Origin of the sequence: Pseudomonas sp. A-R-19, assembly GCF_019956575.1 — a bacterium.
Lineage (GTDB): Bacteria > Pseudomonadota > Gammaproteobacteria > Pseudomonadales > Pseudomonadaceae > Aquipseudomonas.
This window is the reverse complement of the sequence record NZ_JAHBDR010000043.1, coordinates 26,097-40,635: the sequence shown is the minus strand read 5'-3', so window position 1 is coordinate 40,635 and position 14,539 is coordinate 26,097. Positions and strand designations below refer to the sequence as shown.

General features: G+C 58.0%; 15 protein-coding genes. 9 read left to right on the top strand and 6 right to left on the bottom strand.

Going from position 1 to position 14,539, the window contains the following annotated elements:
• Positions 1 to 115 precede the first annotated feature (115 nt).
• From KGA88_RS09555 to KGA88_RS09545, 3 genes are all read left to right on the top strand, one after another.
• Positions 116 to 1,045, top strand: coding sequence for a hydrogen peroxide-inducible genes activator (locus tag KGA88_RS09555; RefSeq protein ID WP_008047093.1), 930 nt, complete (start codon positions 116 to 118; stop codon positions 1,043 to 1,045).
• Between the two features lie 9 nt (positions 1,046 to 1,054).
• Complete coding sequence (gene recG / locus KGA88_RS09550) at positions 1,055 to 3,130, top strand: ATP-dependent DNA helicase RecG (protein WP_110656958.1); 2,076 nt, start codon at positions 1,055 to 1,057, stop codon at positions 3,128 to 3,130.
• Positions 3,131 to 3,208: 78 nt separating this feature from the next.
• The gene (locus tag KGA88_RS09545; protein WP_223590413.1) at positions 3,209 to 4,612 is read left to right on the top strand and encodes an aminoacyl-tRNA deacylase and HDOD domain-containing protein; all 1,404 of its coding nucleotides are present in this window, start codon (positions 3,209 to 3,211) and stop codon (positions 4,610 to 4,612) included.
• Between the two features lie 141 nt (positions 4,613 to 4,753).
• Here KGA88_RS09545 and KGA88_RS09540 read toward each other — a convergent pair whose 3' ends face one another.
• Positions 4,754 to 5,125: a helicase gene (locus tag KGA88_RS09540; RefSeq protein ID WP_223590410.1), complete on the bottom strand. Its 372-nt coding sequence runs from the start codon at positions 5,123 to 5,125 to the stop codon at positions 4,754 to 4,756.
• A gap of 348 nt (positions 5,126 to 5,473) precedes the next feature.
• Complete coding sequence (locus KGA88_RS09535; RefSeq protein WP_223590407.1) at positions 5,474 to 6,424, bottom strand: leucine-rich repeat domain-containing protein; 951 nt, start codon at positions 6,422 to 6,424, stop codon at positions 5,474 to 5,476.
• A gap of 637 nt (positions 6,425 to 7,061) precedes the next feature.
• Between KGA88_RS09535 and KGA88_RS09530 the strand changes: the two genes are divergently transcribed.
• The 4 genes from KGA88_RS09530 to KGA88_RS09515 all read left to right on the top strand — a co-directional run bounded on the left by KGA88_RS09530 (position 7,062) and on the right by KGA88_RS09515 (position 10,419).
• Positions 7,062 to 7,457, top strand: coding sequence for a DUF6124 family protein (locus tag KGA88_RS09530; RefSeq protein WP_223590404.1), 396 nt, complete (start codon positions 7,062 to 7,064; stop codon positions 7,455 to 7,457).
• 292 nt (positions 7,458 to 7,749) lie between these two features.
• Positions 7,750 to 9,099 carry a DUF6861 domain-containing protein gene (locus KGA88_RS09525; protein WP_223590401.1) on the top strand — a complete coding sequence of 450 codons (1,350 nt, stop codon included), beginning with the start codon at positions 7,750 to 7,752 and terminating at the stop codon, positions 9,097 to 9,099.
• 11 nt (positions 9,100 to 9,110) lie between these two features.
• Positions 9,111 to 9,728, top strand: coding sequence for a GAD-like domain-containing protein (locus tag KGA88_RS09520; protein WP_110656970.1), 618 nt, complete (start codon positions 9,111 to 9,113; stop codon positions 9,726 to 9,728).
• 73 nt (positions 9,729 to 9,801) lie between these two features.
• Complete coding sequence (locus KGA88_RS09515) at positions 9,802 to 10,419, top strand: GAD-like domain-containing protein (protein WP_223590453.1); 618 nt, start codon at positions 9,802 to 9,804, stop codon at positions 10,417 to 10,419.
• Positions 10,420 to 10,542: 123 nt separating this feature from the next.
• Here KGA88_RS09515 and KGA88_RS09510 read toward each other — a convergent pair whose 3' ends face one another.
• The 3 genes from KGA88_RS09510 to KGA88_RS09500 form a co-directional block, all read right to left on the bottom strand.
• On the bottom strand, positions 10,543 to 10,818 hold the full coding sequence (locus KGA88_RS09510; RefSeq protein ID WP_003195589.1) for an HU family DNA-binding protein: 276 nt from the start codon (positions 10,816 to 10,818) through the stop codon (positions 10,543 to 10,545).
• Between the two features lie 194 nt (positions 10,819 to 11,012).
• On the bottom strand, positions 11,013 to 12,161 hold the full coding sequence (locus KGA88_RS09505; protein WP_110656972.1) for an NAD(P)/FAD-dependent oxidoreductase: 1,149 nt from the start codon (positions 12,159 to 12,161) through the stop codon (positions 11,013 to 11,015).
• Between the two features lie 22 nt (positions 12,162 to 12,183).
• On the bottom strand, positions 12,184 to 12,351 hold the full coding sequence (locus KGA88_RS09500) for a rubredoxin (RefSeq protein ID WP_003177199.1): 168 nt from the start codon (positions 12,349 to 12,351) through the stop codon (positions 12,184 to 12,186).
• Between the two features lie 225 nt (positions 12,352 to 12,576).
• On the opposite strand from KGA88_RS09500, the gene KGA88_RS09495 reads away from it, so the two are divergent.
• A complete protein-coding gene (locus KGA88_RS09495; RefSeq protein WP_263296062.1) occupies positions 12,577 to 13,116 on the top strand; it encodes a chorismate lyase in 540 nt (179 codons plus the stop codon).
• Positions 13,116 to 14,006, top strand: coding sequence for a 4-hydroxybenzoate octaprenyltransferase (gene ubiA / locus KGA88_RS09490; RefSeq protein WP_110656976.1), 891 nt, complete (start codon positions 13,116 to 13,118; stop codon positions 14,004 to 14,006). The genes KGA88_RS09495 and ubiA overlap by 1 nt, the downstream gene beginning before the upstream one ends.
• Before the next feature lie 78 nt (positions 14,007 to 14,084).
• Here the strand turns inward: ubiA and KGA88_RS09485 are convergent, their stop codons facing one another.
• Entirely contained in the window at positions 14,085 to 14,468 is a 384-nt protein-coding gene (locus KGA88_RS09485; protein WP_110656978.1) for a hypothetical protein, read from the bottom strand.
• Between the last annotated feature and the right edge of the window lie 71 nt (positions 14,469 to 14,539).

The window sequence follows — 14,539 nt, the reverse complement described above, 5'->3', positions numbered from 1 at the left end:
TATCTACCAGCGGCAAACCGGCATTGCCCGGTGTCACTCGACGTACCCAGTCTGATAACGTGCGTCTATCGATTGCAGCCGGTATGCTTGGCCCGCAACTTCATGGACGCTTGCTATGACCCTCACAGAATTACGCTACATCGTTACCCTCGCCCAAGAGCAGCACTTCGGCCATGCGGCCGAGCGTTGCCACGTCAGTCAGCCGACCCTGTCGGTGGGCGTGAAAAAGCTTGAAGACGAACTCGGTGTGCTGATTTTCGAGCGCAGCAAAAGCGCCGTGCGCCTGACTCCGGTCGGCGAAGGCATCGTCGCCCAGGCGCAAAAGGTATTGGAACAAGCCCAGGGCATCCGCGAACTGGCCCAGGCCGGCAAGAACCAGCTGACCGCCCCGCTGAAAGTCGGCGCAATCTACACCGTCGGACCCTACCTGTTCCCGCACCTGATCCCACAACTGCACCGGGTCGCCCCGCAGATGCCGTTGTACATCGAAGAAAACTTCACCCACGTGCTGCGCGACAAACTGCGCAACGGCGAACTCGACGCGATCATCATCGCCCTGCCGTTCAATGAAGCCGACGTGCTGACCCTGCAACTCTACGACGAGCCGTTCTACGTGCTGATGCCGGCCCAGCACCCGTGGACACAAAAAGAGTCCATCGACGCCAGCCTGCTCAACGACAAGAGCCTGCTGCTGCTCGGCGAAGGCCACTGCTTTCGCGACCAGGTACTGGAGGCCTGCCCGACCCTGACCAAAGGCAACGATGGTGCCAAGCACACCACGGTGGAATCCAGCTCCCTGGAAACCATCCGCCACATGGTCGCCTCTGGTCTGGGTATTTCTATCCTGCCGTTGTCGGCGGTCGACAGCCATCACTACGCTCCCGGCGTAATCGAAGTGCGCCCACTCTCGGCTCCGGTGCCTTTCCGCACCGTGGCCATTGCCTGGCGCGCCAGCTTCCCGCGCCCGAAAGCGATTGAAATCCTCGCTGACTCCATTCGTCTTTGCTCGGTGGCCAAGCCAGCGGCGCAAGTCGCTGCGGGCTAAGCAACAGTCATGAGCGAGTTGTCGCAAGTGTCGGTGACGGCACTCAAGGGTGTCGGTGAAGCCATGGCCGAGAAACTGGCCAAGGTCGGCCTGGAGAACCTCCAGGACGTGTTGTTTCACCTGCCGCTGCGTTACCAGGACCGCACCCGTGTTGTCCCGATTGGCGCATTGCGACCCGGTCAGGATGCGGTCATCGAAGGCACCGTCAGCGGTGCCGATGTGGTCATGGGTCGTCGGCGCAGCCTCGTGGTGCGTTTGCAGGACGGTACCGGCGGGCTCAGCTTGCGCTTCTACCATTTCAGCAACGCGCAGAAAGAAGGCCTCAAGCGCGGCACGCGGATTCGCTGCTACGGCGAGGCACGGCCTGGTGCTTCGGGGCTTGAGATCTACCACCCGGAATACCGCGCAATCACTGGCGACGAACCGCCGCCGGTGGATGAAACCCTGACCCCGGTCTACCCGCTCACCGAAGGCCTGACCCAACAGCGCTTGCGCCAGTTGTGCATGCAGACCCTCACCCTCCTCGGTCCCAGCAGCCTGCCCGATTGGCTGCCGAACGAACTGGCCCGGGACTACCAACTGGCGCCGCTGGCCGATGCGATCCGCTATTTGCACAACCCGCCCGCCGATGCCGACGTCGATGAACTGGCCCTCGGTCACCATTGGGCGCAGCACCGTCTGGCCTTCGAAGAACTGCTGACCCATCAACTGTCACAACAGCGCCTGCGCGAAAGCATGCGCTCTCTGCGCGCGCCAGCGATGCCCAAGGCCACGCAACTGCCAGCCAAGTACCTGGCCAATCTCGGCTTCAACCCGACCGGTGCCCAGCAACGGGTCGGCAACGAAATCGCTTATGACCTCAGCCAGCACGAACCGATGCTGCGACTGATCCAGGGTGACGTTGGCGCCGGTAAAACCGTGGTCGCCGCGCTCGCTGCACTGCAAGCGTTGGAAGCTGGTTATCAGGTCGCCTTGATGGCGCCCACCGAAATTCTCGCTGAGCAGCATTTCATCACCTTCAAGCGTTGGCTCGAACCGCTGGGCATCGAAGTCGCGTGGCTCGCCGGCAAGCTCAAGGGCAAGAACCGCCTGGCCGCGCTGGAGCAAATCGCCAGCGGTACACAGATGGTGGTCGGCACCCACGCGCTGTTCCAGGAGGAAGTGCAATTCAAGAACCTGGCGCTGGTGATCATCGACGAACAGCACCGCTTCGGCGTGCAGCAGCGCCTGGCCTTGCGGCAGAAAGGCGTCGGCGGGCGCATGTGCCCGCATCAACTGATCATGACCGCCACGCCGATCCCGCGCACGCTGGCGATGAGTGCCTACGCCGATCTCGACACCTCGATCCTCGACGAATTGCCCCCCGGCCGAACTCCGGTCAACACCGTACTGATCACCGACACCCGGCGGGTCGAAGTCATCGAACGGGTGCGTAGCGCTTGCGCCGAAGGGCGTCAGGCTTATTGGGTATGCACGCTGATCGAAGAGTCGGAAGAGCTGACCTGCCAGGCCGCCGAAACCACCTACGAAGACCTCACCGCCGCCCTCGGCGAGTTGAAGGTCGGACTGATCCACGGCCGCATGAAACCTGCGGAAAAAGCCGCGGTGATGGCCGAATTCAAGGCCGGCAACCTGCAACTGCTGGTCGCGACCACGGTGATCGAAGTCGGCGTGGACGTGCCCAACGCCAGCCTGATGATCATCGAGAACCCCGAACGCCTGGGTCTGGCGCAACTGCACCAGTTGCGCGGCCGCGTCGGCCGGGGCAGCGCCGTCAGCCATTGCGTGCTGCTCTACCATCCGCCGCTGTCGCAGATCGGCCGCCAGCGCCTGGGCATCATGCGTGAAACCAACGATGGTTTCGTCATCGCCGAAAAAGACCTGGAATTGCGCGGTCCCGGCGAAATGCTTGGTACCCGGCAAACCGGCCTGCTTCAGTTCAAGGTCGCCGACCTGATGCGCGATGCCGATCTGCTGCCCGCCGTACGGGATGCCGCCCAGGCATTGCTCGAGCGCTGGCCGACTCATGTCAGCCCGCTACTCGACCGCTGGCTGCGTCATGGCCAACAATACGGTCAAGTGTGACAACCGTCACAGTTTCTGAGGCGTGGCCCCAAGCAAGCTGGTTATACTCCTGCAATTGTTTAAGTACGGATACAGACCATGACCGAAGTTGCCTTCGCACCCGACACCCCGCACGCTCCGTCGGTTATTCGGCTGATGCTGGGCAAGTTGGGCATCGCCTACGAAGAAGTGCTGGACCATCACGGCCTCAATGCCGCGCGCAAAGTGCAGGCCGTTCTACTCGATGACAGCGTAGGCGCACTGATGGTGCTGTTCCCGCAGAGCCAATTGCTGGACCTCAATCGTCTCACTGAACTCACCGGTCGCCGCCTCACCGCCGTACCGACCGAACGCCTGACGAAAATGCTCGGCAAGCACAATCTCAGCTTGCTGCCAGGCCTGCCCGCGCTGACCAGTTCACCGTGCCTGTACGACGAAAGCCTGCTGCGCGAGCCGAAGTTGCTGATCAACTCCGGTGAGCCGGGCGTGCTGCTGGAAATCTCCAGCGAAGACTTCAAGACGACCATGCTGACCAAGGCCAGTGCCGCCAATTTTGGCGAAAACCTGAGCAGCATTCGCCCGAACCTTGATCGCCCCGATGATGACCGCCAGGAAATCACCCAGGCCGTTCAAGCATTCACCGCACGACGCATCCAGCAACGACTGGAAGCGACCATCGAAATTCCGCCGCTGGCTGAAACCGCACAGAAAATCATCAAGCTGCGTGTCGACCCCAACGCCACCATCGACGACATCACCGGCGTGGTCGAAACCGACCCGGCGCTGGCTGCACAAGTGGTGAGCTGGGCGGCATCTCCGTACTACGCCTCGCCGGGCAAGATCCGCTCAGTGGAAGACGCCATCGTCCGCGTGCTGGGCTTCGACCTGGTGATCAACCTGGCGCTGGGCCTGGCCCTGGGTAAAACCCTGAGCCTGCCCAAGGACCACCCGCAACACTCCACGCCGTACTGGCAGCAATCGATCTATACCGCAGCCGTCATCGAAGGCCTGACCCGCGCCATGCCTCGCGCCCAGCGACCGGAAGCCGGCCTGACCTATCTGGCCGGCCTGCTGCACAACTTCGGCTACCTGCTGCTGGCCCACGTGTTCCCGCCGCACTTCTCGCTGATCTGCCGCCACCTGGAGGTCAACCCGCACCTGTGCCACAGCTTTGTGGAACAACACCTGCTGGGCATCAGCCGGGAACAGATCGGCTCGTGGCTGATGCGTTACTGGGACATGCCCGAAGAACTGGCCACCGCCCTGCGCTTCCAGCACGATCCACACTACGACGGCGACTTCGCTGAGTACCCGAACCTGGTGTGCCTGTCGGTACGCCTGCTGCGCAGCCGCGGCATCGGCTCCGGCCCGGACGAAGACATCCCGGACGAACTGTTGGAACGCCTCGGCCTGAGCCGTGAAAAAGCCAACGACGTGGTCAGCAAGGTTCTGGAAGCCGAAGTGCTGCTGCGCGAACTGGCCTCGCAATTCACTCAAGGCTGAAAAGCACCGCGGGCAAGACACGCTCCTACAGGGATCACATGAATGCTGTAGGAGCGGGCTTGCCCGCGAAGGTCGTCAACAATGACGCGTGCATCCTGGATAAACGCGGGGTACTTGAGTTTCTCGCGAGCAAGCTCGCTCCTACGCCTTCTTCGGCTTCAAATACTTGGTCAGCCCCTGGAACCAGATCACCAGCGCCGGGTTGCCCTTGATCTGGATCGACTTATCCTGAATCCCCGTCATGAATGCCAATTGCTTGTTCTTCGCCTGCATCGTGGCAAAGCCATAAGCCGCATCTTTGAAGGCAATCGCAAACGCAGGCTCGGCATGCACACCCGAGTGACTGGTGATGCGCTGGTCCTTCACGCCGAAATGCCGAGCCACCTTCCCGTCCAGGGTTTGCAGCTGAAACACCAGGTCCTTGTCGCCCAACTGCTGCTGAAACGCCGGATTGGTCCGGCTGGCCTTACCCATCAACAAACCCAGCATCCACAGCAGAAAACGAAATTTCATGCGCACAGCCTCGAAAGAAAAATAAACGGCGAGGGCAGTGTAACGGCTAAAACATAGAACGCCACCATCTGCTTTATTTCGGAGAAGATGCTGCAATTTTTGACGCTGATGACTACCAAGTCATTGACGAAGCTTCTGCACGCGAGACTTCCGAAGGCTGTGTTTTTCCAGGCGCTTACACATTATCAGGAGCGTCGACCCCATCAAGAACCCGACAAATTCACTCACCATGACACTCTCCGACGCCCCTGCCAGGTTAAAGATCCGTGCGCGGAAGGCTCTGTCGCGTTCCTGCGCACGGCTTATGTCAGGTCACTTCATTCGCATAGCCAGAAGGCCGGTTGGCCGTTACGCGGTCACCATGTAGCGATAACTCACATTGGTCAGCCGCCCATGAATAGCCAGCATCACCTCGGACGCGCCAAGAGTGTTGGTCGGCAAATGCACATAGCGCCGGTTTTCATCCAGATACGCACCTGGACTACCCACGATATCGACACCGCCCTGCTGATACAGGACGTCACCCGGCGTCTGGGCCTGCACAAATATTTCCGGCAGCCTGATGGGCAGCAAACTGTTTTGCGCCACATTGCCCAACTCAAAAGTGCCCAAGGCTTGATTGCGGACATTGAGGGTGGTGGTCGAAGGCATGGCATTCAAGACGGTCAGGTCTTCAAACCCGTTGCTCTGAACCAACAGGTCTTTGAGGGAGGTCAACCTGGCAAAGGAATCCGGCAGTTTGCCGCACAGGTTATTGTTATTGCCCACGTCGAAGCGTTCCAGTTTTGTCAGGTTACCGATCGACTCTGGAATACCACCTCTCATAATGCCCAGCGGCGATTGAGAACTCAGGTTCAGGTTGATCAGGCTTGTGAGATTTCCGACCCAGTCTGGAATTGATTTGAGTGCGCTGTTGACGAAGTACGCTGACGTCAACTTTGCCAATGTCCCGAAGTCTTCAGGCAGACGAGTGACAAATTGTTTTTCTATCATCACGTCCTGCAAGTTGCGCAGATGCCCAATACCTCGCAGGCTGGTGATTTTTATCGGGTCCCCGCTCATCACTCGCAACACCGTCACTTTATCCAACATGTCCTGCGTTACCGTGTCCTCGATCGTCACCGGCGTGCCCGTGGCCGCTGAAATATGCACGGCCGCCACACGCGCAAATGAAATGTCGTCAAAGAGAGTCTTGATTGGCGCCGGGATTGTCAGAGGGATCAAAGCCTTTGCAGTTGCAGCGTTCGAGATCATTTCGGTCACCTTGCCAATGTTTAAAGAGACTCTTTTATAAAACATCGGCCGACCCCTTTTAACTGTCATAACTGTCAGTTGGTAAGACCCATTTAGAATAATCCGGAGTCGGGCGGCAAAGTGAACGGCATGCGGTGTCCACTAAAATACAAGCGCCGCTGGCTGGCTCAGTACCGAACAAAAACAAACCTGAACACTGCCAGCAATGTCGGATTTTTCATCGGGCAATCTGCTAATAAGTAACGCTCATCAATCCCAAGATGCGCCTGTGCTCATGCGTGGGAATGCATCCCGTGGCGCTCCTACACCTGTAGAAACACATTCCTGTAGGAGCTGCCGAAGGCTGCGATCTTTTGATCTTGCACCTCGCAGACTTCTCGGACATTTCCTTCGCAACGCCGGGGCATGCGTGAACTAGGCGATTTTGAACGGTACCGATAACCTCTTTAAGTCACCGCAAAATCGGTGATTCGGACGTGCAAGTCCGATTCAGGTGCACATCGTTGATGGCAATTCACCGAGCGTTTTCCTATGCTCGCGGATCGTTATGGCGGCTGTGCGTCGGAGACCTTCGGGTCTGCCGGGCACCTGGACCGGTCTTGCACACCAACGCACAGCTGCCACCTCTTTCGAAGTGCAAAGCGAAACGGTGCCAGCCTCTTAATTCCAGGAAGCGACATCCATGTTCAAACCAACACCCAACCCCCCTGACAACGAAGCCACATCCCCCTGCGAATCTCCCAATTCCAAAGTGACCAATGAAGCGGTCGAATGCACCTTCAACCACCACACCCCCCAAGCCAAACAGAAACAACCGAAACGCAACGGCCAACTCTTCAGCGTCTGTCCTCACATCAACACTGAAGCACTTCTGGCCAACGCCTCAGAAGATCTGCTCTCCATCAGCGTCATCGCCGCTGACCTGGCCGATGATGTAGACGGCTCATGCCGTTCGGTTGCCCTGGCGATCAGTCGCATGGCTGACGGCGCGCATTTACTAGTAGAGCAAGCACTGGATCATCTGGACGAACCGGAAATGGCGGCGATTCTCACCCAGCAAAAAAGCAGAATCATCTGACTCGCAAAGCAGAAAAACAAACCCGTTTGATGTCACCAGCAATCGGGGTTTTCTTTGACTGCGCATCACATTGATCGACATCAAATCCCACGTGCCACGACTCTGGGAAAACACCCAAGTGCCAGCTTGGCTCCCTCTTTTGGACATGCAACATTCTGAAATGCAGGAAGTTTCTGACCGTTGCAGGAGAGTCTTCCTACATCACCCCCTCCAATTTCTTGTTAGCGTATTTCGGTCATGGACACCGGAGTTACTGGTCCACTAACGGGCGAATTGTCAGGGAGACAATCGAATGCTTTTATGGCGCTTCGTGCCCACGTGGCACGACATTGAAAACCGTATAACCCATGAAATGGGTTACCAAGGAGGAGCCAGCTTTCGCACGCATTTCAACGAGCCCGCCCCCTCCCTCTCTCTCAACATCCGCCGAATCAAAAGCGTCAGGACTGCGTTCATCCACGCCGAGTGGGAAGCAGGTCGCTTGTTGAGGCAACGCTTCTCTGACATCGACATCTCCAGCATCCTCAACGAGCTGATCGATGTCGTTACACAAATGGCAATGATCGTCGCCGGCAGTGTGCTGACCGGAGGAGCAATTGGTGCGGGAGTAGGCGCATTCCTCGGAGGGGCAGGTGCCATTCCCATGGGTGCCGCTGGCGCCGCAATGGGATTGCAAGTCAGCACCTGGATATTAGGGATACTTGGTCTGACGTCCGTCGCTGAGTTTTTCGTCGAGGGTTTGCCGCGCATTGGCGAGTATTACCTGCATGGCATCAACATCGCGTCGAACGGCCCTCGCGGCGAGAGAGGGATGAACCCGTTCCGCCAGGACGATTCTTCTGCCCAAGGTAGGGCCGCCCATCAGATCGCATTGGGGCATGTGGAGGTTGTCGTCCTGCTGCTGGGAGCCATCGTCGCTTACATTACGCGTGGCCGAGGTAATGCAAATGTCCTCGCCCAGGAAATGCGAGCAAGCTCCAAAGGGGCACGGCTGGGCGAATGGATGCTCAAGCATGAAGATGCACTGAAAAAACGACCAGACCTGCAAACCGCAGAGCCGCGCAGAGGTGCACTCGGCCCGCAGGAGCCTGCGCCGCCAGCAAATCGTCCATCTGGAAAAGACAAAGATGCGCCTCGTGACAAACCGAACGCCATGCCGCTTCATAAAGTCGAATGCTTCAAAGCGGACAAGATGCCGGCGTCTAAAATCGGAGAGTTCGAGCGGCAGTTGAAGGGGCAAGAGGACGGGCTGAATCGGCTGACGGTTGATGAGTATCTGGAGAATATTGCCAATCCGGTGAAGCGTAGCCGAGCGGCTGCCAAGCAGGCTCGCAACACTTTACAAACCAACCTGCAAAGACGGTTCAACGAAGAATTTTTGCAAACGATGGGTGCCAAAGCGGCGAAAGCAGAGAGTATAAAAAAAGCCAAGGAAACAATGTCAAACCTTGCGGGGCTGCATAATCCTGATTTGAGTGCCGGCGGCAAAGATATCATTGCGGACTTCGGTGATCGACAAGTCAACTCCAGTATTGGCCCTCAGTGGAGACCAAAAGTTGCAAGTTTAAAAAATGCTGCGGAAGCAGTACCAACGCCTTTACGTGGGCAAACATATCTCAATGTCAATCTTCATAAATGTTAAGGAGAAAAAGAATGGATGAGACATTTTCCGTTTTTTTGGAGACGCTTGGCAGGCCCATTGATCGTCAAGAAGTACCGGTTTCAAGTATCGAACGCTACAGGGGCAAGCTGCCCAATCAATTGCTGGAGTACTGGGCCGAGCACGGCTGGTGTGGTTACGGCAATGGGATTTTTTGGATAGTGAATCCTCAGGAATACGAAGGGGTCGTAGCGTCCTGGCTTGAGGGGACGAAGTTTGAAGCCATTGATACCTACCACCTGATTGCTCGCAGCGCCTTTGGCGATTTGTACCTCTGGGGTGAAAAAACGGGAGCCTCCCTCGATATAACAAGCCACCTTTCTCGTTACGCCACACACACGTCTATATACACAGGAGAGCAAATGGGTAAGGGGCTTCAGGCCTTCCTGTTGTCGATCGAAGTGGACTCCAACGATTATGGCGATCTGTTCAAACCCGCGAAGAAAAAGCTCGGCACCCTGCGTCACGACGAAATGTACGGTTTTGTTCCAGCGCTGATGTTCGGCGGCCCGGATACTCTCGATCATCTGGAGAAGGTGAAGGCGGTGGAGCATCTGATCCTGCTGTCTCAGATCACCGAGCTTCAGCCCTATAGTTTCTCAGACCTTTAAGGCTGGTATCAGGAAGCAGATCTCAATGAAATTACCGATCAGTGAGCTGATGCTTAAAAAGAGAAGGTTTCGCGTGGACAAAATATTTGCCCGGTTTTTAGAGAAATTTGGCGGACCTGTTGATCGACAGGAAGTCCCAGCGTCAAGTATCGAGCGCTATAGAGGCAAGCGACCCAATCAGTTATTGGAATACTGGGCCGAACACGGCTGGTGCGGTTACGGTGACGGCATTTTTTGGATAGTGAACCCCCAGGAATACGATGGGGTAGTTGCGTCTTGGCTTGTAGGCACGAAATATGAAGAGCGTGATGCTTACCACTTGATTGCTCGTAGCGCATTTGGCGACTTGTACCTCTGGGGTGAAAAAACGGGAGCCTCTCTTAAAATAACTAGCGTGCTTTCTCGATGTGTTTTTAGTAATTTCGAAATTACGAGTGAAGAGATGGACAGAGAACTACAAGGTTTTCTGCTTTCCAGGAATGTCGACTCCAACGACTATGGCGACCTGTTCAAACCCGCAAAGAAAAAGCTCGGCACCCTACGCCACGACGAAATGTACGGCTTTGTTCCAGCGCTGATGTTCGGCGGCCCGGACACCCTCGATCATCTAGAGAAGGTGAAGGCGGTGGAGCATCTGCTCCTGCTGTCTCAAATTACCGAACTTAAGCCCTACAGTTTTTCAGACCTTTAAGCCAGATTTCAGGGAGGCGGATTTCAACGAATTCTGTTAACCCCACAAAAAATGGGCACCCAACCCTGGTTGGCGTGCCCATTTTTTATTCCACTCCCCCGCTACGCGGGAGGTGAATACGTATTACGGATTAACGCTGTCTTTCAACGATTTGCCTGGCTTGAACGCAACGGTGTTGCTGGCCTTGATTTTGACGGGCTCGCCGGTTTGCGGGTTTTTGCCGGTGCGGGCACCGCGATGGCGTTGCAGGAAGGTGCCGAAGCCTACCAGCGTCACGCTGTCTTTGCGGTGCAGGGCACCGGTGATTTCTTCAAGTACGGCGTTGAGAACGCGGTTGGCTTGTTCTTTGGTGAGGTCTGCTTTTTCAGCAATGGCTGCAGCGAGGTCTGGTTTACGCATATGAGTGAAGCCCCTTTGACGGTTTGTTGTTGTTATGTCCGTGCTGCTCTCTGCGGAGCAGCGCCAAAAGCGCCGCAGGTGCTCTACTCTGCGGCAGACGGGAGTGAGGATGGCACGCAGTGACGAGCCGCGCCAGTATCGGCGCGGCCTTTGTTGGGGCAAAAGAGGGGTGATTCCGACAGAACGACCGGTATTTATGCCAGCAGGGCCGGAAGCTCTTTGTTCAGGGCCAGTTTTTCCATTACGGCGGCACCCGTGAGTGCGTAACCGAGCAGCTTGCCCGCGGCATCACGGCATAGAACCTTGATGTCGGCGCCCTGCCCTTCGACGGTCCAGATGCCCTCTGCGCCTCGTGGCGGCGGGGACACCACCAACGGGCAGACCGGGGTTTTGACGGTGATCGGCATCGGGCCATAGGTGACGGCGGTCGGGTTGCCAGCCAGGGTTTGCGCCAGCGCTCGCGCACAGCTCATCAGGGGCATGACATACAACAGATTCAGCCCGTCGACCTCGGCACAGTCGCCAAGGGCGTAGATGTTGGCGTGGGAGGTTTTCAGGTGCCGGTCGACCACGATGCCGCGGTTGATCTGCAGACCGGCCGCAGCCGCGAGGTCAACGCGTGGACGCAGGCCAATGGCCGAGACCACCACGTCGCAAGGGATCACCTGGCCATCGGATAGGTGCGCTTCGAGGCCGTCCGCCACGCGCTGCAGGCGATTGAGCACCGGCCCGAGGTGGAAGCGCGCACCAAGGCTTTCCAGGCCAGCCTGCACCGCCGCCGCTGCCGCCGGGTGCAACAGGGTCGGCATGACTTGTTCGCACGGTGCAACCAGTTGCACTTCGTAGCCGCCCAGGGTCAGGTCGTTGGCGAACTCGCAGCCGATCAGGCCGGCGCCGAGCAACAACACGCGACGCTTGCCGGCCGCCGCCGCACGAAAGCGTGCGTAGTCTTCGAGGTCGTTGATCGGGAAGACGCAGTCTGCCGCATCACCTTCAATGGGCACGCGCACGGTTTCGGCGCCCCAGGCCAGGATCAGGTCGCGATAGGCCACCGCTTCTTCGCCGATCCACAGGCGTTTGTGACCCGGATCGATGCCGCTGATGCGCGTGTGGGTGCGTATTTCCGCCTTGAGTTGTTCGGCCATGGCGCCGGGTTCGGCCATGCTCAGGCCGTCGGCATCCTTGTTTTTACCGAAACCGGTGGAGAGCATCGGCTTGGAGTAGGAGCGCCCGTCATCGGCGGTAATCAGCAGCAGCGGGGTTTCGCTGTCCAGCTTGCGAAACTCACGGGCGACGTTGTAGCCGGCCAGCCCGGTCCCCACGATGACCACAGGTGCGTTCATTCCTTACTCCTCTTGTTCTGGATTAGTTGATTTCGATCATTTCGAAATCCATTTTGCCCACACCACAGTCCGGGCACAGCCAGTCTGCCGGGACATCTTCCCAGCGAGTTCCCGGCGCAATGCCGTCATCCGGCCAACCGTCGGCTTCGTTGTAGATCAGGCCGCAGACGATACATTGCCACTTTTTCATTCAGGTACTTCCTCAGGGTTCAGGCGTTTTGCCGGCGCGAACGGTCGATGGTTGCAGCGCTGCCGTCCGGCTCAGGGCGTTTTGTACTGATGGGGCCGGTCAGATGCAAGTCTGTTCGGCGCAACGGCGGGCCATTTCAATCAAAATCAGCGGCTGACATGTTAAGCTCGCCGCCTCCTTTGCTGCCAATAATGACTCATTGTGCAACACACAGAATCCCCCTCCATGCCCGCGCTCTGGCTCCCTCAAAGCCAGCTGACGCCCCTCCCCGACACGTCTATCCTCGACTGGCTGTTCGATAATGGCTCGCTGACCAGGCGCCTTATTCACCTGACGAATGATGCCTTCAGCGTCACGCCGTTGTTCGAAGGCTGGCAGCCGTTGCGCGCCGACGAATGTGCAGCGCTGGACCTGGCCGAAGGCAGCGAGGGCTGGGTCCGCGAGGTATATTTGCGCGGTCATGGTGAAGCCTTGGTGTTTGCCCGCAGCGTTGCGGCACGCAGTGCATTGCAGGGTGATGGCTTGCACATGGACGAATTGGGTAGCCGCTCGTTGGGAGAACTGCTGTTTTGCGATCAGGCCTTTCAGCGCCGGGCCATCGAGGTGTGTCATTACCCTCAAGCGTGGCTGCCGGGCGAGGTGCAGGCGCCGGAGTTATGGGGTCGCCGTTCACGCTTTGACCGTGGCGCACTGAGCGTGCTGGTGGCCGAAATTTTCCTGCCGACCCTGTGGAACGCTGTCCGCGCCCAATCGGAGAACCGTTGATGTACCAAAGCCTGCTCAAGTCTTTGAACCGCTTGAACCCTCGGGCCTGGGACTTCATTCAGTTGACCCGCATGGACAAGCCGATCGGCATTTACTTGCTGCTGTGGCCGACGCTGTGGGCGCTGTGGATTGCCGGGAAGGGTTCACCGTCCCTGGCCAATATCGTGATTTTCGTCCTCGGCGTGGTGCTGACCCGCGCTGGCGGTTGCGTGATCAATGACTGGGCGGACCGCAAGGTCGATGGCCACGTCAAACGCACCGCGCAACGGCCCTTGGCCGCCGGTAAAATCAGCTCGAAAGAGGCGTTGGTGTTCTTCGCGCTGCTGATGGGCGTGAGCTTCCTGTTGGTGCTGTGCACCAACGCCGCGACCATTTGGCTGTCATTCGGCGGCTTGGCGCTGGCGTTTACGTATCCGTTCATGAAGCGCTACACCTATTACCCGCAAGTGGTTCTGGGCATGGCGTTTTCGTGGGGCATGCCGATGGCGTTCACCGCAGAAACCGGTGAACTGCCAGCAGTCGCGTGGCTGCTGTGGATCGCCAACCTGATGTGGACCGTGGGTTACGACACGTATTACGCGATGACTGACCGCGATGACGACCTGAAGATCGGGGTGAAATCCACGGCAATTCTGTTTGGCGATGCAGACCGGGTGATCATCCTGACTCTGCAAGGGCTGGCGCTGGGTTGCCTGTTGCTGGCGGGTTCGAAGTTCGACCTGGGTGGCTGGTTCCACCTCGGATTACTAGTGGCGGCGGGCTGCTTTGCGTGGGAGTTCTGGTACACCCGCGGCAAGGACCGCATGCGCTGCTTCAAGGCGTTTTTGCACAATCACTGGGCGGGTTTGGCGATTTTCGTCGGGATTGTGCTGGATTACGCGTTGCGTTGAAGCATCAAAAAGTTCGCCGCCTTCAGCAGCTCCTGCAGAGCAACGAAGGCAGCGATCTGGTGCGGCAGGCTACAACCGTTACATATGCTCGTGAACGACGTGCCAGACGTCTTTTTTCTTGTCACCCGTCATGTCTCCGGGTTTTTTGTCGTCCTCGTAGTAGTACAGCGGCTTGCCGCCATAGGCCCATTGCATCGAGCCATCGTCACGCTTGACGACTGTCCATTTACCTTCGGCCTTGGCACCCGCCGGCGCCATCATTGGCGGCCAGTACTTGGCGCAGTCGCCGTTGCACATCGACTTGCCGCCCGCGTCCTTGTCGAAGGTGTACAGGGTCATCCCTTTGTGGTCGGTCATCATGCCGTCTTTCATCATGCCCGGTTCGGCGGCGAAGGCCATCGAAGGCAATGCCAGGGCAGCGGCCAACAGCAGAGCCTTGAAGGATTGCGAGTGTAGAGTCATTTGAAACCTTCCTTTTGTGGTTGTCAGGATTCGGACTTAGAGCTTAGCCCAGGATCCAGTCAATCGCCGGC